General features: G+C 71.3%; 17 protein-coding genes. 7 read left to right on the plus strand and 10 right to left on the minus strand.

Features of this window, described 5'->3' with window-relative positions:
* Positions 1-5 precede the first annotated feature (5 nt).
* The 4 genes from OG329_RS02110 to OG329_RS02125 all read right to left on the minus strand — a co-directional run bounded on the left by OG329_RS02110 (position 6) and on the right by OG329_RS02125 (position 5,852).
* The gene (locus OG329_RS02110) at positions 6-608 is read right to left on the minus strand and encodes a nucleotide exchange factor GrpE (RefSeq protein ID WP_405792213.1); all 603 of its coding nucleotides are present in this window, start codon (positions 606-608) and stop codon (positions 6-8) included.
* A gap of 10 nt (positions 609-618) precedes the next feature.
* Entirely contained in the window at positions 619-2,523 is a 1,905-nt protein-coding gene (dnaK, locus tag OG329_RS02115; RefSeq protein WP_405792214.1) for a molecular chaperone DnaK, read from the minus strand.
* A gap of 156 nt (positions 2,524-2,679) precedes the next feature.
* The gene (locus tag OG329_RS02120; RefSeq protein ID WP_405792215.1) at positions 2,680-5,034 is read right to left on the minus strand and encodes a glycoside hydrolase family 65 protein; all 2,355 of its coding nucleotides are present in this window, start codon (positions 5,032-5,034) and stop codon (positions 2,680-2,682) included.
* Positions 5,031-5,852, minus strand: coding sequence for an HAD family hydrolase (locus tag OG329_RS02125; RefSeq protein WP_405792217.1), 822 nt, complete (start codon positions 5,850-5,852; stop codon positions 5,031-5,033). Before OG329_RS02125 ends, OG329_RS02120 begins: the two co-directional genes overlap by 4 nt.
* 340 nt (positions 5,853-6,192) lie before the next feature.
* Here OG329_RS02125 and pgm point away from each other — a divergent pair, with 340 nt between their 5' ends.
* Complete coding sequence (gene pgm / locus OG329_RS02130) at positions 6,193-7,839, plus strand: phosphoglucomutase (alpha-D-glucose-1,6-bisphosphate-dependent) (RefSeq protein WP_405792219.1); 1,647 nt, start codon at positions 6,193-6,195, stop codon at positions 7,837-7,839.
* A 61-nt stretch (positions 7,840-7,900) separates the two neighbouring features.
* On the opposite strand, the gene OG329_RS02135 is transcribed toward pgm, so the two are convergent.
* Both OG329_RS02135 and OG329_RS02140 read right to left on the minus strand, forming a co-directional pair.
* Entirely contained in the window at positions 7,901-8,758 is an 858-nt protein-coding gene (locus OG329_RS02135) for a hypothetical protein (RefSeq protein ID WP_405792221.1), read from the minus strand.
* Entirely contained in the window at positions 8,755-10,011 is a 1,257-nt protein-coding gene (locus OG329_RS02140; RefSeq protein WP_405792223.1) for a glycosyltransferase family 4 protein, read from the minus strand. Before OG329_RS02140 ends, OG329_RS02135 begins: the two co-directional genes overlap by 4 nt.
* A gap of 234 nt (positions 10,012-10,245) precedes the next feature.
* Between OG329_RS02140 and OG329_RS02145 the strand changes: the two genes are divergently transcribed.
* Complete coding sequence (locus OG329_RS02145) at positions 10,246-11,073, plus strand: aldo/keto reductase (RefSeq protein ID WP_405792224.1); 828 nt, start codon at positions 10,246-10,248, stop codon at positions 11,071-11,073.
* A gap of 136 nt (positions 11,074-11,209) precedes the next feature.
* Positions 11,210-12,283: a hypothetical protein gene (locus tag OG329_RS02150; RefSeq protein WP_405792226.1), complete on the plus strand. Its 1,074-nt coding sequence runs from the start codon at positions 11,210-11,212 to the stop codon at positions 12,281-12,283.
* A 30-nt stretch (positions 12,284-12,313) separates the two neighbouring features.
* Here the strand turns inward: OG329_RS02150 and OG329_RS02155 are convergent, their stop codons facing one another.
* Complete coding sequence (locus tag OG329_RS02155; protein WP_405792228.1) at positions 12,314-12,640, minus strand: aldo/keto reductase; 327 nt, start codon at positions 12,638-12,640, stop codon at positions 12,314-12,316.
* 318 nt (positions 12,641-12,958) lie between these two features.
* Between OG329_RS02155 and OG329_RS02160 the strand changes: the two genes are divergently transcribed.
* The 3 genes from OG329_RS02160 to OG329_RS02170 all read left to right on the plus strand — a co-directional run bounded on the left by OG329_RS02160 (position 12,959) and on the right by OG329_RS02170 (position 15,139).
* A complete protein-coding gene (locus OG329_RS02160; RefSeq protein WP_405792230.1) occupies positions 12,959-13,744 on the plus strand; it encodes an SAM-dependent methyltransferase in 786 nt (261 codons plus the stop codon).
* Positions 13,745-13,832: 88 nt separating this feature from the next.
* Entirely contained in the window at positions 13,833-14,642 is an 810-nt protein-coding gene (locus tag OG329_RS02165) for a PrsW family intramembrane metalloprotease (RefSeq protein WP_405792231.1), read from the plus strand.
* A 20-nt stretch (positions 14,643-14,662) separates the two neighbouring features.
* Positions 14,663-15,139, plus strand: a complete 477-nt coding sequence (locus OG329_RS02170; protein WP_405792233.1) for an SRPBCC domain-containing protein — start codon at positions 14,663-14,665, stop codon at positions 15,137-15,139.
* 63 nt (positions 15,140-15,202) lie between these two features.
* Here OG329_RS02170 and OG329_RS02175 read toward each other — a convergent pair whose 3' ends face one another.
* Positions 15,203-15,985: a LysR family transcriptional regulator substrate-binding protein gene (locus OG329_RS02175; RefSeq protein WP_405792234.1), complete on the minus strand. Its 783-nt coding sequence runs from the start codon at positions 15,983-15,985 to the stop codon at positions 15,203-15,205.
* A 58-nt stretch (positions 15,986-16,043) separates the two neighbouring features.
* Between OG329_RS02175 and OG329_RS02180 the strand changes: the two genes are divergently transcribed.
* Entirely contained in the window at positions 16,044-16,460 is a 417-nt protein-coding gene (locus tag OG329_RS02180) for a DUF5997 family protein (RefSeq protein ID WP_405792236.1), read from the plus strand.
* A 69-nt stretch (positions 16,461-16,529) separates the two neighbouring features.
* On the opposite strand, the gene OG329_RS02185 is transcribed toward OG329_RS02180, so the two are convergent.
* Entirely contained in the window at positions 16,530-16,973 is a 444-nt protein-coding gene (locus OG329_RS02185) for a hypothetical protein (RefSeq protein WP_405792238.1), read from the minus strand.
* Positions 16,974-17,099: 126 nt separating this feature from the next.
* Positions 17,100-17,849: a response regulator transcription factor gene (locus OG329_RS02190; RefSeq protein WP_405792240.1), complete on the minus strand. Its 750-nt coding sequence runs from the start codon at positions 17,847-17,849 to the stop codon at positions 17,100-17,102.
* Between the last annotated feature and the right edge of the window lie 71 nt (positions 17,850-17,920).

The following is a 17,920-nucleotide window of genomic DNA, read 5'->3' on the forward strand; positions in this document are numbered from 1 at the left end:
GCTCGTCACTCCTGCCGCTTGCTGACGACGGCGGCCATCGGGCGCAGTTGGTGACCGGGGGTGCCGTAGCCGGGGCGCAGGCACGTCACGACCGTGCCCGGCTCGGCGCCGGGATCGTCCACCACGCTGACGACCTCGTGCCTGAGCGGGTCGAAGGGGACGCCGGTCTCGTCGTCCCTCGGGTAGCCCAGAGAGTCGAGGACGTGGACGGCCTGGTCGCGTACGGCCCTGACTCCCTGGACGACGGAGTCCGCAGCGGATCCGGCGCCCGAGTCCGTACCCGAGTCCGTGCCGGAGTCCGTACCCGAGTCCGTGCCCGACTCGGCGTGTGTCAGGGCGAGTTCGAGGTTGTCCAGTACGGGCAGCCAGGCGGTGCAGACGCGGGCGCGTTCGGTCTCGCGCTCGTGCGACAGCTCCCTCGTATGGCGTTTGCGGAGGTTGTCCAGGTCGGCGAGGGCGCGTCGCCAGCGGTCCCGCAGTTCCGCCGACGCGGACGACTCGGCGTCGGCGGATTCCGCGGACTCGGGCGCGGTGGCTTCGGCGGGCCGCTCCTCGGCGCCGGCCTCGGTGGGCCGCGGTTCGTCCGCCGGTTCCGGGGATGTGGTCATGGCGGCGGCGTCAGCTCTTGTTGAATTCGGCGTCGATGACGTCGTCGTCGCTGGCGCCACCGGATCCGGAGTCGTCGTCGGTCCCCGGCTCCTGCCCGTCGCCGCCGCCCGGCGCCGGTCCGCCCTGGCGGGCGGCGAGCGCCGCGTACACCTGCTGGAGTTCGGAGGTCAGCGACCTGGCCCTGGCCGGGTCGGCCTCGTCCTTGACGGCCTGACGGGCGTCGGTGACCAGCATCTGGGCACGGGCCTTCTCGTGTTCGGGCGCCGAGTCGCCGAGTTCGGTGAGGCTGCGCTCCACCTGGTAGGCGGCGGTGTCGAGTTCGTTGCGCGCGTCGACGGCCTCGCGCAGCGCCTGGTCCTCGCCACGGTTGCGTTCGGCCTCGCCGACCATCCGTTCGACCTCGGAGGGTTCCAGGTTGGAGCCCTCGCTGATGGTGATGGACTGTTCCTTGCCGGTGGCCTTGTCCTTCGCGGTGACGTTGAGGATGCCGTTGGCGTCGATGTCGAAGGTGACCTCGATCTGGGGTTCGCCACGGGGCGCCGGGCGGATGTCGGTGAGCTGGAAACGGCCGAGCACCCGGTTGTCGGCGGCCCGTTCGCGTTCGCCCTGCACGACCACGACATCGACGGCCGGCTGATTGTCCTCGGCGGTGGAGAACGTCTCGGAGCGGCGGACGGGGATCGTGGTGTTCCGCTCGATGATCTTCGTCATGACTCCGCCGCGCGTCTCGACGCCGAGGGACAGCGGTGTGACGTCGAGCAGCAGGACGTCCTTGACCTCGCCCTTGAGGACACCCGCCTGGATCGCGGCGCCGAGCGCCACGACCTCGTCGGGATTGACGCTCATGTTGGGGTCCTTGCCGCCGGTGAGCCGGCGGACCAGGGCCTGTACGGCGGGGATACGGGTGGAGCCGCCGACCAGGATGACCTCGTCGATGTCCTGGTCGGTCACCTTGGCGTCGGCGAGCGCCTGCTGGACGGGGCCGAGGCAGCGCTCCACGAGATCGGCGGTGATCTGCTCGAACGTGGACCGCATGACCGTCTCGGTCAGATGCTTGGGGCCGGCGGCGTCGGCGGTGACGAAGGGGAGGCTGACCTGTGTCTGGGTGACCGAGCTGAGTTCGGTCTTGGCCTTCTCGGCGGCCTCGAAGAGGCGTTGCAGGGCCTGCGGGTCCTGCCGCAGGTCGATGCCGTTGTCCCGCTGGAAGGTGTCGGCGAGATGGTCCACGAGACGGCGGTCGAAGTCGTCGCCGCCGAGGTGGCTGTCGCCGGCGGTGGAGCGCACCTCCACCACTCCGTCACCGACGTCCAGGACGCTCACGTCGAAGGTGCCGCCGCCGAGGTCGAAGACGAGCACGGTCTCGTGCTCCTTCTTGTCCATCCCGTACGCGAGCGCGGCGGCCGTCGGCTCGTTGATGATGCGCAGTACTTCGAGACCGGCGATCCGGCCCGCGTCCTTGGTGGCGGTGCGCTGCGCGTCGTTGAAGTAGGCGGGCACCGTGATGACGGCTTCGGTGACCCGTTCGCCCATGGACTTCCCGGCGTCGTCGGCCAGCTTGCGCAGCACGAGCGCGCTGATCTCCTCGGGGGCGTACAGCTTGCCCCGTACGTCGATACGCGCGACGCCGCCCTCGCCCTCGACCACGTCGTACGCGACAGCCTTCGCCTCGTCGGATATCTCGTCGTAATGGCGGCCGATGAAGCGCTTGGCCGAATAAATGGTGCCCTTGGGATTGAGGATCGCCTGGCGTCGGGCGAGCTGCCCGATCAGGCGCTCGCCGGAGTCGGTGAATCCGACCACGGAGGGTGTGGTGCGGGTGCCCTCCGCGTTGGGGATGACGCTCGCCTCGCCGCCCTCCCAGGCGGCGATCACCGAATTGGTCGTGCCGAGATCTATTCCCACTGCCTTGGCCATGGAAGCACTCCTCAGAACTGCCGCGCTTCACTCAGTGCACTTACTGCCGTCCAGTTTCACATCATTTGTCACGACATGCGAAAGGTGCGCGTCGCGTGAGGTCAGCGGCGGTGAGGCCAGTGGCGGTGCCCGGCCCTGCGACCGGCGGCGGTGAGATCAGCGGCGGTGCCCGGCCGCGTTGGGCCGGCGCCCCGGCGGATACTCCGGCGTCGGCGACGCCTCCACGGCCGGGATGGCACGGGCCTCGGGGGCTCCGCCGTGGACGGTGACACGGTCGCCGTAGTGGTGGATCTCCAGCGGGTCACCGCTGGACACGGAGTACGTGGCGGTCGTCGCCGTGATCTCGACGCGCAGATGGCGGCCCCGGAACTGCATCGTGAAGGCGAGCCGGCGGATCTCCTCCGGCAGCCGGGGCGAGAACTCCAGCCTGTCCCAGCCGTGCCTCATCCCGCCGAAGCCGGCGACCAACACCATCCAGGCGCCCGCGAGCGAGGCGATGTGGAGGCCGTCGCGGGTGTTGTGCTCCAGGTCCTCCAGGTCGATCCGCGCGGCCTCGGTCAGATAGTCGTAGGCCAGGCGCAGATGTCCCGTCTCCACGGCGATGACCGCCTGGCAGCAGGCCGACAGGGAGGAGTCGCGGACGGTGAGGGGTTCGTAGTACGCGAAGTTGCGCGCCTTGTGCTCGGCGTCGAAGTACGAACTGCACTTGTACATCGCCAGCACCAGGTCGGCCTGTTTGATGACCTGCTTGCGGTAGATGTCGAAATAGGGGAAGTGCAGCAGCAGCGGGTACTGGTCGGGGCGGGTGCGTTCGAAGTCCCATCGCTGGTGCCGGGTGAATCCGGCGTCCTGCTCATGCACCCGCAGTTCGCTGTTGTAGGGGATGTTCATGGCGTCGGCGGCGTCGCGCCATGCCGCGCTCTCCTCCTCGTCCACGCCGAGTTCGGACGCCTTGTCGGCGTGGGCCTCCACGATGCCGGCCGCCGCCACCAGATTCGCCCGCGCCATCAGGTTCGTGTACGTGTTGTCGTCCACGACGGCGCTGTACTCGTCGGGCCCGGTGACGCCGTCGATGTGGAAGGCGCCGTGCGAGTCGTGGTGTCCGAGCGAACGCCACAGGCGCGCCGTCTCCACCAGCAGTTCGACGGCGCAATCCCGCTCGAACTCCGCGTCGTGCGTGGCGTCGAGATAGCCCACCACCGCGTCGGCGATCCCGGCGTTCACATGGAACGCCGCCGCGCCGGCCGGCCAGTAGGCCGAGCACTCCGAGCCGTCGATGGTCCGCCAGGGGAACGCGGCGCCCTGCAGCCCGAGTTGCTGGGCGCGCTCCCGCGCGGCCGGCAGGGTGCTCTGGCGCCAGCGCAGTGCCTGAGCCACCGCGCCGGGTGAGGCGTAGGTGAGCAGCGGCAGGACGAACGCCTCGGTGTCCCAGAAGGCGTGCCCGTCGTAGCCGGAGCCCGTCAACCCCTTGGCGGGGATGCCGCGTTGCTCGGCGCGGGCGCCGGCCTGAAGAACATGGAAGAGGGCGAAGCGTACGGCTTGCTGGATCCCCTCGTCACCGTCCACCTCCACATCGGCGCACTGCCAGAAGTCGTCGAGGTAGCCGCGCTGTTCCTCGGCGAGGCCCGCCCAGCCGACGCTCGCGGCGCCGGCGAGAGCCGCGTCCACCTGATCGCTGACGGCGGGCAGCGAGCGGGTGCTGGACCAGCCGTACGCCACGAGCTTGTCGACACGCAGGGTCTTGCCCGGGGACAGGACCGAGGTGACGGTGAGCCGGGCGATGTCGTCGTCGGACTCGCACTCCGTCGTGGTCGGCTCGGGGCCGGTCACGACATGGTCCGCCGCCGCTCCCACGCGCAGAGCGCTGCGGCGGGTGGAGTGCACGAGGCGCAGCCTGGTTCCGGACGCGTAGGTCTCCTCCGCCTGGAGCGGCGACTCCAGCGCGGCGGAGGTGCGGGGATCGGCCCCGGCGTCGGGCAGTTGCTCGTTGGCCACCAGCTCCGACTGGATCACGATGCGCACCTCGGAGTCGACCGCCTCCACCTCGTAGGAGATGGCGGCGACGGCGCGCTGGGTGAAGGACACGAGCCGGGTGGAGCGCACCCGTACGGTGCTGCCCGCCGGTGAGGTCCACTCACAGGTGCGGTGCAGCAGACCGGTACGCAGGTCGAGCACCCGCTCGTGGGAGCGCAGTTGGCCGTAGCGCAGGTCGAACGGCTCGTCGTCCACCAGCAGGCGGATGATCTTGCCGTTGGTGACGTTGATGACGGTCTGGCCGGACTCCGGGTAACCGTAGCCGGCCTCGGCGTACGGCAGGGGGTGCAGTTCGTGGACGCCGTTGAGGTAGGAGCCGGGCAGCCCGTGCGGTTCGCCCTCGTCCAGGTTGCCGCGCCAGCCGATGTGGCCGTTGGAGAGGGCGAAGACCGACTCGCTCTGCGGGAGCACGTCGAGGTTGAGTTCCGTCTCCCGCAGGGACCAGGGCTCCACCTCGTACATCAGGTCGGTGATCACGCCTTCGGCTCCCGGTCGGCACGGTCCGCGCGGTCCGCGTGTTCGTCGGGGCGGGCGAGTTCGTCGGGGCGGGCGAGTTCGCCGGGGCCCGCGAGATCGGCCAGATCGGTGACGACCGTGTCCGCGCCGTGGGCCCGCAGGGCGTCGGCCTGGCCCACCCGGTCGACGCCCACGACATACCCGAAGTGGCCGGACCGGCCCGCTTCCATGCCCGCCAGCGCGTCCTCGAACACGGCCGCGGCCGACGCCTCGACTCCCAGATCACCCGCCGCCGCGAGGAAGGGCGCGGGGTCGGGTTTGCCGGGCAGTCCGCGCTCCTTCGCGACGACTCCGTCGACACGGGTGTCGAAGAGGTCTTCGGCGTCGATCGCCCGCAGGATGTCGCGGCAGTTGGTGCTGGAGGAGACCACGGCGGTACGCAGCCCGGCCGCCCGGACGCCGTGGATGTAGCGCAGCGAGCCTTCGTACGCGTCGACGCCGCCGGCCTTGATCCGCTTGAGCACCCGCTCGTTCTTGCGGTTGCCGAGGCCCTGGACGGTGGCCCGGTCGGGCGGGTCGTCGGGGGCGCCGTCGGGCAGTTCGATACCGCGCGAGGCGAGGAAGGCGCGTACGCCGTCCGCGCGGGGAAGGCCGTCGACGTACTGGTTGTAGTCGGCCACGGCGTCGAACGGGCGGAAGTCCCCGCCGTCGCGCTCCCGCAGGAACTCGTCGAATGTCTCCTTCCAGGCCGCCGCGTGGACGACGGCCGTCTTGGTGATGACACCGTCGAGGTCGAACAGGCATGCCTGGATCGTGTCCGGGAGACCGAGCTTCGTCATGCGGCGCACCTTCTGCGTGGAAGTTCCGTGGAAGGGGACTGCTCTCCCGGCAATCGTAGGGCGGCGGGCCGGCCCGGTCCTTGGGAACATTCGCCACGCGATGCCTTCCGGAGGGCGATGGCCGGGAATACCCCGAGGCCCGGCACCCCGTGACGGGCCCGCAGGGGGTCGGGGCCGGATCGTCCGTTCAGGGAGCTGTCCGGTCGAGGAGGGCCCGTCGGGCAAGGACGGCGCCGGGATTCGCCCACTGGCGTGGCCTCACCTCTTAGGGTTACGTAGCACGCGCCACGTCCGCCGGATCTCCGGGCGGCGGCCGACCGACACGATTTGGAGTTCGCCGATGGTGCACGACAGGGCGGGGCAGCTTGCGCAGCCCGGAGATCTGGTCGACGTGGCCAAGCTGGTGACGGCCTATTACGCGCTGCGCCCGGATCCGGCCGAGCCCGCGCAGCGGGTCACCTTCGGTACGTCGGGCCATCGCGGCTCCGCCCTGGTGGCCGCGTTCAACGAGGACCACATCGCCGCCACCACCCAGGCCATCTGCGACTACCGGACCCGCCAGGGCACGGACGGGCCGCTGTTCCTGGGCGCCGACACGCACGCCCTGTCCGAGCCGGCCCGGGTCACCGCGCTGGAGGTGCTGGCCGCCAACGGCGCCACCGCCCTGATCGACTCGGACGACGGCTACACGCCCACCCCCGCCGTCTCGCTCGCGATCCTCACCTACAACCAGGGCCGTACCTCGGGTCTCGCCGACGGCATCGTGGTCACGCCGTCGCACAACCCGCCGGGCGACGGCGGCTTCAAGTACAACCCGCCCAACGGCGGCCCGGCCGGCTCGGACGCCACCTCCTGGATCCAGGACCGCGCCAACGCCCTGATCGAGGCGGGTCTCAAGGAGGTCCGCCGTATTCCGTACGCGCGGGCGCTGGCGGCGGACACCACGGGGCGGTACGACTTCCTGGGCCGGTACGTGGACGACCTGCCGTCCGTCCTGGACCTGGACGCGGTCCGCGCGGCCGGGATCCGGATCGGCGCGGACCCGCTCGGGGGCGCGTCCGTCGCGTACTGGGGCCGTATCGCCGAACGGCACCGGCTCGACCTCACGGTGGTGAACCCGCTCGCCGACCCGACCTGGCGGTTCATGACGCTGGACTGGGACGGCAAGATCCGGATGGACTGCTCGTCGCCGTACGCCATGGCCTCGCTGATCGAGCAGCGCGACAGGTACACGATCGCCACCGGCAACGACGCCGACGCCGACCGGCACGGCATCGTCACGCCGGACGGCGGTCTGATGAACCCCAACCACTATCTCTCCGTCGCGATCCAGTATCTCTACGCGCACCGCGACCACTGGCCGGCCGGCACCGGGATCGGAAAGACCCTGGTCTCCTCCTCGATGATCGACCGGGTGGCCGCCGACCTCGGCCGCACGCTCGTGGAGGTGCCGGTGGGATTCAAGTGGTTCGTCGACGGTCTGTACGACGGCGCTCTGGGATTCGGCGGTGAGGAAAGCGCCGGCGCGTCCTTCCTGCGCCACGACGGCCGGGTGTGGACCACCGACAAGGACGGCATCCTGCTCGCCCTGCTGGCCTCCGAGATCACCGCCGTCACGGGCTCCACCCCCTCCCAGCACTACGCGGCGCTCACCGACCGCTTCGGCGACCCGGCCTACGCGCGCGCGGACGCCCCCGCGACCCGGCAGGAGAAGGCGGTCCTGGCGAAGCTGTCGGCGGACCAGGTCACCGCCGGCACCCTGGCCGGCGAGCCCATCACGGCCGTCCTCACCGAGGCGCCCGGCAACGGTGCGGCGATCGGCGGCCTGAAGGTCTGCACCGACAGCGCCTGGTTCGCGGCGCGGCCGTCGGGCACCGAGGACGTGTACAAGGTGTACGCGGAGAGCTTCCGGGGGCCGCGGCACCTCGGTGAGGTGCAGGAGGAGGCGAAGGCTCTGGTGTCGACGGCGTTGCACGCGGCGAGTTGACGCACCGTCACCACGATATGTCTACTGACGGTGCGTCAACTGTGCTGCCACGCCTGGGTGTTCACCCGCCGGACGTCGGACTGACCTCCACCGCGAGGTCGTTGTCGACCGTGTAGTACGGACGCACCGTCACCCCGCCGAGCGTCGCGGCCGGATAGACGAAGACCGTCTTGCGGTCCGCGACGTCGTCCAGCAGCCGGGCCACCCGGGTCCGGGGCGCGCCCGCGGCCGGGCGGACGTACATGTCCCAGACCGCCTGCCCGTGGTCCGCCAGGAGCTCCTGGTAGTCGACGGTGAACGTGAAGTCCTGGTCCCCCTCGGCCCGGGGCGCGAACTGCCGTACGGCGCCGTCCCGGCCCCGCCGGTGCAGCGACACCGTCGCGCCCTCCCCCAGTCGGGCACCGAACAGCCGCGCCGCCACGGTCATCGAGTCACCGGAGAACACGATCCGGCCGGCCTCCGCGTGTGTGGCCCGCAGCCAGGCCCGTACGGCGAGCCGGCCGTCCTTGGTGGCGTACGGGATCCGGACCGCCAGCGGCGTCGCCCGCCCGGCGCCGGCGCCGGACACCAGCGCGCGCAGATCGCGCAGTCCGGGCAGCAGCGGTGTGCGCTCCTCGCCCGGCGCGCCCAGGACGTACGCGTCCCAGCGGCCCTCCTGGAGTGCGGGTGCCGCGTCCAGGACGCCCCGCCACTGGTCCTGACCCGCGGGCTCCAGCGCGACGACGCGGCCGCTCTCCTCCGTCCGCGCCTGCGGCTCCTCCTCCGACTGCCCCTTCACCGGGCGCAGTTGGAGCAGGAGCCGGGGGCGGGCGGAGGCGGGCAGCGGCAGCCGTACGCGTACGACGAACCGCCCCCGCTCGTCCACGGTCACGTCCGCGCGGGGCTTGTCCACGGGTGCCCGCGTCTCGCCGCCGCTCATCGCCGCGCCTTCCGTACGGTCCGCACAATGCTGCTGGCCGCGACGAGCGCGGTGTCCTTGGCCGCGTAACCGCCGCTCACCAGGGCGTGGTCCGTCCCGCTCGCCGGTGGGCGGCCGTCGCGGCGGGCCGCCAGCAGCTCCTCGAACAGCCGCTCCGCCTGGGCCACGACGGGGCCGGGCGCGTAACGCCGGGAGTTCTCCAGCGCGGTGCGGCCCATCCGGCGGCGCAGTTCGTCGTCGCGTACGAGGTCCAGCAGGGCGCCGGCCAGCGCGTCCCGGTCACCGACCGGGACCAGCCGGCCGTCCTCGCCGGGGGCGATGATCTCGCCGGGGCCGTACGCGCAGTCGGTGCTCACGACGGGCAGCCCGCAGCGCATCGCCTCCACGATGGTCATGCCGAACGGCTCGAAGTTGGAGGTGGCCGCTCCGATCGAGCCCTTGACCCACTCGGCTTCCATCGGGATCGCCGCGCCCATCAGGAAGACGTTGTTGTGCAGGCCGAGCCGGTGGATGAGCCCGCGCAGCCGCTGCTGCTCCTCGCCCTTGCCGTAGATGCGCAGTTGCCAGTCGGGGCGCTCGGCGGCGACGGCGGCGAACGCCTCGATCAGCAGGTCGAACCGCTTCACCGGCACCAGCCGTCCGGCGGCCATCACGACGCGCTCGCGGCCGTCCGCCGGCGGGAGGGTCGGGGCCGGGACGCTGTTGGGCAGCGCCCGCACCTGTACGCCCGGCAGCCGCATCTTGCGCCGGTAGTCGGCGGCGTCGGCCTCCGTGACGGGGGTGATCGCGTCCAGGCGCGGATAGACCCGGCGCAGCGCGTTGCGCAGCCGCGGCGGGTGGTTGTCGAGCGTGAGGTGTTCCTGTCCGACGCGCACCGTCCGCGCGGGGGCCTGGAGGGCCAGGTGCACGTTGAGGCCGGGCCTGGTGCCCACGACGACGTCGGACTCGAGGGATGCCAGCGCCTCGCCGATGCGCTCGTCGGTGAGCGCGCTGTACTGCCGGTAGCGGTACTCGGCCGTGGGGAAGATCTTCGCCGGTGTCAGATGCCGCGGGTCGTTCTTCTCATGGCGCAGATCCACCAGAGGCCGCAGCTTCACGCGCGGGTCGAGTGTGAGGTTCGGCCGCTCGCGGTGCCGGAGAGCCGAGATGATCTCCACATCGTGCCGATCAGCCAGCGCGCGGGCCAAGTTGAACGTGGTCGTGATCGTCCCTCCTATCCCATACGCGTTGTGTATAAGAAATGAGATCTTCATGCCGTGCTTGACGGATCGCGTCTGCCGAAGGTTGCCTCCGTAACCCTTTGGAAAGGCCAGATCCCCCTTCCCGTAACCCACCACCTGACGCGCCGTCGACCCCGGCCCGCACGCGAAAGCATCGGAGCATTTGCCGCATTCCGCTGTTTTACCGGCAATACGATCGGGAAGGCGGCCCTGTGGACCGACCTCTCACCGCTGCCCGGACAGCACACGGCACACGAAGGAGCCACCATGACCGCGGTACCCGACATCACGCTGAACAACGGGGTGCGGATCCCCCAGCTCGGCTTCGGCACGTACCTCATCCCGCCGACCGAGACCCGGGCGGCGACGCTGGCGGCGCTGGAGATCGGCTACCGGCACATCGACACGGCGCAGATGTACGGCAACGAGAAGGAGGTCGGCCAGGCGGTCCGCGACTCCGGGCTCGACCGGGACGACGTCTTCGTGACCAGCAAGCTGGACAACCCCTTCCACGCGCCCGACGCCGCGCACGCCGCGTTCGACCAGAGCCTCGTAGATCTCGGGCTGGAGCGGCTCGATCTCTTCCTGATCCACTGGCCGCTGCCCGGCGTCGGGGACTTCGTGGAGACCTGGAAGGCGCTGGAGGAGATCTACCGGTCCGGGCGGGTGCGGGCCATCGGCGTCTCCAACTTCCAGCCGCACCACCTGCGCCGGCTCCTGGCCGGGTCCACGGTGGTGCCCGCCGTCAACCAGATCGAGGTGAACCCGTATCTGACCCAGGACGAGGTCAGGGCGTTCAACGCCGACCAGGAGATCGCCACCGAATCCTGGTCCCCCATCGCCAGGGGCAAGGTGCTGAACGACCCGGTCATCACCAGTATCGCGAACGCGGCGGGCCGGACGCCCGCGCAGGTCACGCTGCGCTGGCACCTTCAGCGGGGGGACATCATCTTCCCGAAGTCGGTGACCCGCGAGCGCGTCGAGGAGAACTTCGCCCTGTTCGACTTCGAGCTGAGCGAGGCCGACATCGCCGAGATCTCGGCCCTGAACCGCGACGAGCGCACCGGCCCCGACCCCGACCTGATGACCGGCTGACACCCGCCGCGCGGCCGGCTCCGTCGCGCGCCTCGCCGCCCGGTCCGTCGCGCACCCGCCGCCCGGTCCGTGACCGATGTTCCAACTCCGCAACCATGGGCCGGGACGGGCCGGTGCGTACGGCAAGATCTGTCGCATGACCGAACAGCGAGGCAGCGCACCACCACAGAGCGCCACGGACGAGACCATCGCGGCTCTGGCGGTCCGCCTCCGCGCGTCGGACACCGGCAACTGGACGCGGGACGCCACCCGGGCACTGGTCGTCCGGCTCGGCTGGGGGTGGAGCGAGGACAGCCCCACGGTGACCACCGGCCGCTCCACCGGCGACGCGCGGCTGCGTCCGGTCGGCAAGTACGAGGAGCGGCACGTGAGCGGGGAGGCGTACGTCGAACTGGCCGTCCCCGTACGGCACTCCGACCCCGACGCCGCGTCCCAGGCCGAGGCGTTCCGGCTGGCGAAGGACGAGCTGACCGGCGCGCTCGGCGAACCGTCGATCATGGGCGTGCACGGCAGGCTGGCGCCGTTCCTCGGCACCGTACGGAGCTGGGGCTCACCGTATCTGCGCTGGCGAGGCGAGTCGGACACGCTCGAACTGCGCGCGGGGGCGACGGGGCCCGAGCTGGTGCTTCAGCCCACCGACCCGGCGGAGAGCTGGTTCGTACGCCAGGGCAACGGCGAGGACCACGGGATCACCGGCTTCTTCGGCTTCCGGTCCGATCCGTCGAACGGGGGCCTGACCTTCCCCGGCGGCTGGCGGGCCCGCAGTTGGGAGACGGTGACCAGGGCGCTCGCCGATTTCCTGACGACGCTGCCCGCCGAGACGACCGCGCTCCGGACCCCGATGTGGATGCCGATCTACGGCCGGATCGAGGGGAAAGGCGCGCCGATCCTGTTCGACATCGACTGCGGGGACCGGCTGATGATCGCCTCCTTCGCCGACGAGGAGACCGACCCGCGTTCGCTGGGCTGGGGCACGGCGGCCGAGTATCCGACGACCGGCCGGCCCTGGCCGGACGCCGCTCATCCGCGCCTGCGCATCGACGCGGGCGGTCCCGGCGAGCCGTCCGGCCAGGCGCTGGCGGAGACGATCGTCGCGACGGCCCGCGCGATGGGGGTGGAGTCTCCCGAGGACCTGCTGATCGGGACCGAGGCGGGGGACGTGGGCGAGTACCGCGTCACGTACTACGGGCTGGGTCTGCCCATGGCGTGAGCGCCGGCCGGTGCGGGCCCTGCCGTGCGCTCAGCGGCGGCGCAGGGTCTTGTCCGTGAGCGCGGGCGGGTCGTAGTGGGTGACGTCGTGGTTGAGGTCGGTGCCCGGCGGCACGATCTCGTCGATGCGGTCGAGGACGTCACCGCTGAGCACCGTTCCCGCGACGTCCAGCAGCGAGGTGAGTTGGTCGTGGGTGCGGGGGCCGATGATGACGGAGGTGATCGCGGGGTGGGAGCGGACGAAGCCGGTGGCGAGCGCGGGCAGTGTCAGCCCGGCGTCGGCGGCCACCTTCTTCAGCTCGCCGACGGCGGTGAGCTTGGCCGCGTTGCCGGGCAGCACGGGCTGCTGGAGTTGCACTTCCAGGCGGCGCGGCTGCCGCCGCCGGACGAGGAGCTGACACTGCTGCTGTACGCGGCCGAGCCGGACTCGCCGTCGCGAGCGGCACTGCGCGCCCTGTAGGCCGGCCCCGTCGCCGACGCACGTAGCGGGGCCACCTCGGACTGATCAACTCGCCGCCGCTGTGGGAGACTTGTCCGGACGGCCGGTGACGCCCGGGGGAACCCGGGTCGGCGTCCGAACACGTCGTGCCGCCTCCCGTCGCTCGCCACGCACACACTCAGACATCCAGACACGTACTCAGGCACGCAGGCACGCACGCAGGCATCGGAGCTTCGTATGACCGCAGGGACGCCCAAACCTCAGGTGGACACCAGCAGGCCGCACCCGGCGCGGGTGTACGACTGGCTGCTCGGCGGCAAGGACAACTACGAGGTCGACCGCCAGGTCGGCCAGAAGCTGCCGCCCGAGGCGAGGGACGGCGCCCGCCAGAACCGGGCGTTCATGCACCGCGCCGCCGCCTGGCTGGCCGGCACCGGGGTGACGCAGTTCCTGGACATCGGCACCGGCATCCCGACCGAGCCCAATCTGCACCAGATCGTCCAGCGGATCGCACCGGGCGCGCGGATCGTCTACGCCGACAACGACCCCATCGTCCTGCGGCACGCCGAGGCACGGCTCGTCAGCGCGCCCGAAGGCTCGACCAAGTACATCCAGGCCGATGTGCGCAAGCCGCAGGAGATACTGCAACACGCCCGCGCCATCCTGGACTTCGACCGGCCGATCGCGCTGTCCCTCATCGCGCTGATGCACTTCGTCCCGGACGACCAAGGCCCGTACGACATCGTCTCCAGCCTGGTGGAAGTCCTGCCCTCGGGCAGCTATCTGGTGTTGTCGCACGCCCCCTCCGACCTCTTTCCGGAGCTGTCGGAGAAGGTCACCGCGGAGTACGCGAAGGGCGGCATCAGGCTGGCGATGCGTACCCACGCGGAGGTCGGCCGCTTCTTCGACGGGCTCGAACCGGTCGAGCCCGGACTGGTGATGGCGCACGAGTGGTTCAAGGACACGGACGCCCCCGCGCCGGAGCCGAGCGGCATCTACGCGGGCGTGGGCCGCGTCCCGTAACGGCCGCGTCGCTGCACCGTCGCACGGACCCGTGCGGCTTACGCTGCGGTGGCTTCACTGCCATCGAGCGAGAACGAGGTGCTGTGGGATGCCGATGACCATGCGCAAGTGGGCATGGCTGCCCGTTCTGGCCATCGGGATCGGGTTGTACTTCCTGGTGCAGAGCACGCTGATCGACACCGGCAACGTCAACTACGTACCGTCCATGATCCTGTTGGGCGCTGTCGTCGTCCCGCTCTCCTTCCTCACCTTCGTGGCGGGGCGCACGGGCCAATGGCAGGTCGGGCCGGTCGTGCTCGCGATCGCGGCACTGTTCGGCGGTGTGGTCGGGATCGTCACCGCCGGACGGCTGGAATTCGACACGCTGCGCGGTCTGGGCACGACGTCCCTGATCGGCATCGGTCTGATCGAGGAGTCCTGCAAGCTCATCGTCCCGGTGCTGATCCTGCTGTGGGAGGTGCGGCGGGGCACCGTACGCGTCGGGGACGGACTGCTGATCGGGGTCGCGGCGGGCATGGGGTTCGCCGCGCTGGAGACGATGGGGTACGCCTTCACGGCGCTGCTGGCGTCCCAGGGCAACATCGGAGAGGTCGAGGAGACCCTGTTCCTGCGTGGACTGACCTCGCCCGCCGCGCACATGGCATGGACCGGGCTCGTCTGCGGGGCGCTGTGGGCGGCCGTCGCGGCGCGGTGGTCCCTGGCCGCCACCGTACGGCTCGTGATCACCTTCGCGCTCGCGGTCACCCTGCACGCGCTCTGGGACGGGGTCAGCAACCGGTTCGCCTACTTCTTGCTGGCCGCGGTCTCGCTGGGCTGGCTTCTCGTCGAACTCCACCGGAGCGACACCCTGACCTGGGACAGCCCACCGGCACCCACACGGCACGCGGGGCGGCCGTGAGGGGGGCTACGTTGGGCCTCATGTACTCCACTCAGGTCTCCCGGCGCGTACGGGCCCCGCGTGCCGCCGTCTACCGCGCGCTGCTGGACGGGGACGCGGTCGCGAAGTGGCGGGTGCCCGCCGGTATGAGCGGTCAGGTGCATGAGTTCGAGGGACATGAGGGCGGGCGGTTCCGTGTCTCGCTCACGTACGACGCGCCGACGGACACCGGCAAGTCGGCGCCGGACACCGACACGTACCACGGGCACTTCGAACAACTCGTACCGGACGAACGGGTCGTGGAAGTCCTCGAGTTCGAGACTCCCGATCCCACGCTGCGCGGCAGCATGACCATCACGACCACGCTCACGGACGTGGCCGGCGGTACGGAGGTGGTCCTCCTGCACGAGGGGGTCCCCGACACGGTGCCGGCGGCGGACAACGAGACGGGCCAGCGCATGGCGCTGGACAATCTCGCCCGGCTGGTCGAGGAGGACGCGGGCGGGCCGGCCGGCTGACGCGGCGCGGCGCGGCGCGGCGGCCGGGGCCGGGGCCGGCAACGGGCGCCGTGCCGCGGTGCGTTACGAGCGGCGCCCCGGTTTGCCGCGCCGGCCGCTCTTGGCACCGCCGGAACCCCCGGAACCGCCACCGCGGGGGTTCTTCCCCGTCGACCTGCCGACAGCTCGCTTGGGCTTGGGCTTGGGCTTCGCCGCGGGCTGTTCCTGCGCCGGGGCCGGGCGGCGGCCCCGTGAGCTGTTGACGGTGCGCCCCCGGACGATCCCGATGAACTCCTCGACCAGGTCGGTGGTCCGCTCCTCGGGCCACGACAGCGCGACCCGCGACTCGGGGGCGTCGGAGACCGGCCGGTAGGTGAGGTCCTTGCGGTGGTGCAGACGGGCGAGCGACTGCGGGACGACGAGGAGCCCGACGCCCGCCGCGACCAGTTCGACGGCGTCCACCGTCGTGGCGGGGCGCTCGTTCGCGGGCCGTCCCGGGCGGCGCCGCCCCTCCCAGTCGAGGGTGTCGTCGAGGGGGTGCAGCACGATGTCGTCGGCCAGATCCTCGGCGGACACCTCCTCGACCGCGGCCACCAGATGGTCCTTCGGGACAAGGACGACGGTCGTCTCGGTGTAGAGCGGGATGGCGCTGAGGTCGGTGCGGTCGACCGGCAGACGTACGAATCCCGCGTCGGCGCCGCCGGCGCGCAGCGTGTCGGCCGCGTCGGCCGCCTCCACCGCCGTGAGCGTCAGCGGGATGTCGGGCAGCCGCTCGTTCCAGATCCGCACCCACTTGCCGGGGATCACTCCCGGGACGTACACGAGCCGGAACGTGGGGGAAGCGAGGGGTACCTCCGAGCCTGTCACGCGGCAAGGCTACCGGTCGTGGTCCCGGGCCCCGTACGCGCTCGATAGTCTTGGCCCCATGACGTCGCACCAGACCACCCAGACGATGAAACCCGCCACGGCGGCGAAGAAACTGGGTGTGTACCTCGAGGCCACCCCAGCCGATTTCCAAGAAGGCGTCGTCTCGCGCGGCGAGCTGAACGCGCTCCAGACCGATCCGCCCCAGTGGCTCACGGATCTGCGGCGCGACGGGCCGCATCCCCGGCCCGTGGTCGCGGCCAAGCTGGGCGTCTCCATCGCGGGTCTGGCCCGTGGCGGTGTCACCGACGCCCTCACGACGGAGCAGATCGACGCGCTGAGCCAGGAGCTTCCCTCGTGGCTGCGGCGTGAGCGGGCCACCCAGGCCGAGGTCCGCAAGGAAGCGGCGCGGATCAAGGAGAAGAACGCGGAGAAGATCGCGGAGCGGGCCGGTCAGGCCCGCCGCCCGCGCTCCTGAGCGGAGCGGGACGGCGGGGCGCGGCCGGGCGGGCCCGGCGGGCGCCCGTCGTACGGGCCTGACGGGGGGCTACCGGACCGCCGACCTGGTGCGGTCCGTCAGCAGGGACCAGATCACGAAGACGCCGATCGCGATGGCGATCACCGCCCACACGGGCTGGTAGGGCAGCCACATGAAGTTCGCGACGATGCTGACGGCGGCCATGCCCACCCCGAGCACCCGCGCCCAGGACGCGCCGCTCATGATGCCCAGCCCGGTGAGAACCAGGATCACGCCCACCACCAGATGGATCCAGCCCCACGAGGTCAGGGTGAACTGGTAGGTGTAGCTGCCGTTGAGCGTGTACACGTTGTCCCGCGCGATGCTGACAACACCGTTGAGAACGGCCAGGACGCCGTCCACGAACAGCAGCACCCCGGCGAACATCGCCCCGCCGGTCGCCCAGGTGCCGCCACCGTGTCCCTTCCGGGACGAGGTGTGATGTGCCCCCGAAGGGGACGCGGTCTGTGCCATGAGAGCCTCCTCGGCCGAGTACGTGGCCCGCTCTTGGAACCACTCCGGCATGGAGCCGACAATCCGCCGCTCCTGCCCCCACGACCACCCGGACTGGGCCGTTCGAGTGAACGGTCACGGGCCGGGTCACGGGCCGGATACCGGTGGGACCGGGTCCAGCCGGTAGCCGTGGCCGCGCAGAGTGGTGATGTGCGGCAGCGCCGGGGGGTGCGTGAATCCCGCGGCGGCTTCGCCCAGGCGGCGGCGGAGCGAGGCGAGTGTGACGTCGAGGGTTTTGGTGGGGCCGAACCAGTTCTCGTCCCAGACCCGCGCCATGAGCGTCTCGCGGGAGACGGCCTCGCCGGCGTGCTGGGCGAGGACGGTGAGCAGTTCGAACTCCTTGGGCCGTAGCTCGACCTCGCGGTCCGCGACGAGACAGCGCCGGGCGGCGGTGTCGACGGTCAGGTCCCCGAGGTGGATCGGGCGGCGGGACCGGGGCGGGTCGGGCGTCCGGCGTCGCAGATGGGCGCGGAGGCGGGCGAGCAGGACGCTCAGGGTGAAGGGTTTGACGAGGTAGTCGTCCGCCCCGGCGTCCAGTCCGGCGATGACGTCGATCTCGTCACCGCGGGCGGTGAGGATGACGATGAGCAGGTCGGGGTTCTCGGCGCGCAGGGTGCGGGCGATGTCGATGCCGTCGGCGTCGGGCAGCCCGAGGTCCAGCAGGACGGCGGCGTGGGGTGTGGCGCGGGCCTCGGTCAGCGCGTGGGTCGCCGTGCGGCACCAGGTGGTCCGGTAGCCATGACCGCGCAGCCCGGCGTCGAGGTGCCGTCCGATGGTGTCGTCGTCCTCGACGACGAGGACGTGGGCCGCGTCGTCGGGGGCTGCGGATCCGTGCATGCTCCGAAGCGTAGGGGGCGGCCCGGCCCGGCGGCCCGGGAGGTGTCGCCACCCCCGGGCCGCCGGGCCGG

Source organism: Streptomyces sp. NBC_01506 (genome assembly GCF_045040295.1).
Classification (GTDB): Bacteria; Actinomycetota; Actinomycetes; order Streptomycetales; family Streptomycetaceae; genus Streptomyces.

What these genes read in the sequence shown, in the direction of transcription:
- OG329_RS02110 (WP_405792213.1), bottom strand. Translation starts at nt 608, where the DNA reads ATGACCACATCCCCGGAACCGGCGGACGAACCGCGGCCCACCGAGGCC.
- dnaK (WP_405792214.1), bottom strand. Translation starts at nt 2,523, where the DNA reads ATGGCCAAGGCAGTGGGAATAGATCTCGGCACGACCAATTCGGTGATC.
- OG329_RS02125 (WP_405792217.1), bottom strand. Translation starts at nt 5,852, where the DNA reads ATGACGAAGCTCGGTCTCCCGGACACGATCCAGGCATGCCTGTTCGAC.
- pgm (WP_405792219.1), top strand. Translation starts at nt 6,193, where the DNA reads ATGGTGCACGACAGGGCGGGGCAGCTTGCGCAGCCCGGAGATCTGGTC.
- OG329_RS02135 (WP_405792221.1), bottom strand. Translation starts at nt 8,758, where the DNA reads ATGAGCGGCGGCGAGACGCGGGCACCCGTGGACAAGCCCCGCGCGGAC.
- OG329_RS02140 (WP_405792223.1), bottom strand. Translation starts at nt 10,011, where the DNA reads ATGAAGATCTCATTTCTTATACACAACGCGTATGGGATAGGAGGGACG.
- OG329_RS02145 (WP_405792224.1), top strand. Translation starts at nt 10,246, where the DNA reads ATGACCGCGGTACCCGACATCACGCTGAACAACGGGGTGCGGATCCCC.
- OG329_RS02150 (WP_405792226.1), top strand. Translation starts at nt 11,210, where the DNA reads ATGACCGAACAGCGAGGCAGCGCACCACCACAGAGCGCCACGGACGAG.
- OG329_RS02160 (WP_405792230.1), top strand. Translation starts at nt 12,959, where the DNA reads ATGACCGCAGGGACGCCCAAACCTCAGGTGGACACCAGCAGGCCGCAC.
- OG329_RS02165 (WP_405792231.1), top strand. Translation starts at nt 13,833, where the DNA reads ATGCCGATGACCATGCGCAAGTGGGCATGGCTGCCCGTTCTGGCCATC.
- OG329_RS02170 (WP_405792233.1), top strand. Translation starts at nt 14,663, where the DNA reads ATGTACTCCACTCAGGTCTCCCGGCGCGTACGGGCCCCGCGTGCCGCC.
- OG329_RS02180 (WP_405792236.1), top strand. Translation starts at nt 16,044, where the DNA reads ATGACGTCGCACCAGACCACCCAGACGATGAAACCCGCCACGGCGGCG.
- OG329_RS02185 (WP_405792238.1), bottom strand. Translation starts at nt 16,973, where the DNA reads ATGGCACAGACCGCGTCCCCTTCGGGGGCACATCACACCTCGTCCCGG.
- OG329_RS02190 (WP_405792240.1), bottom strand. Translation starts at nt 17,849, where the DNA reads ATGCACGGATCCGCAGCCCCCGACGACGCGGCCCACGTCCTCGTCGTC.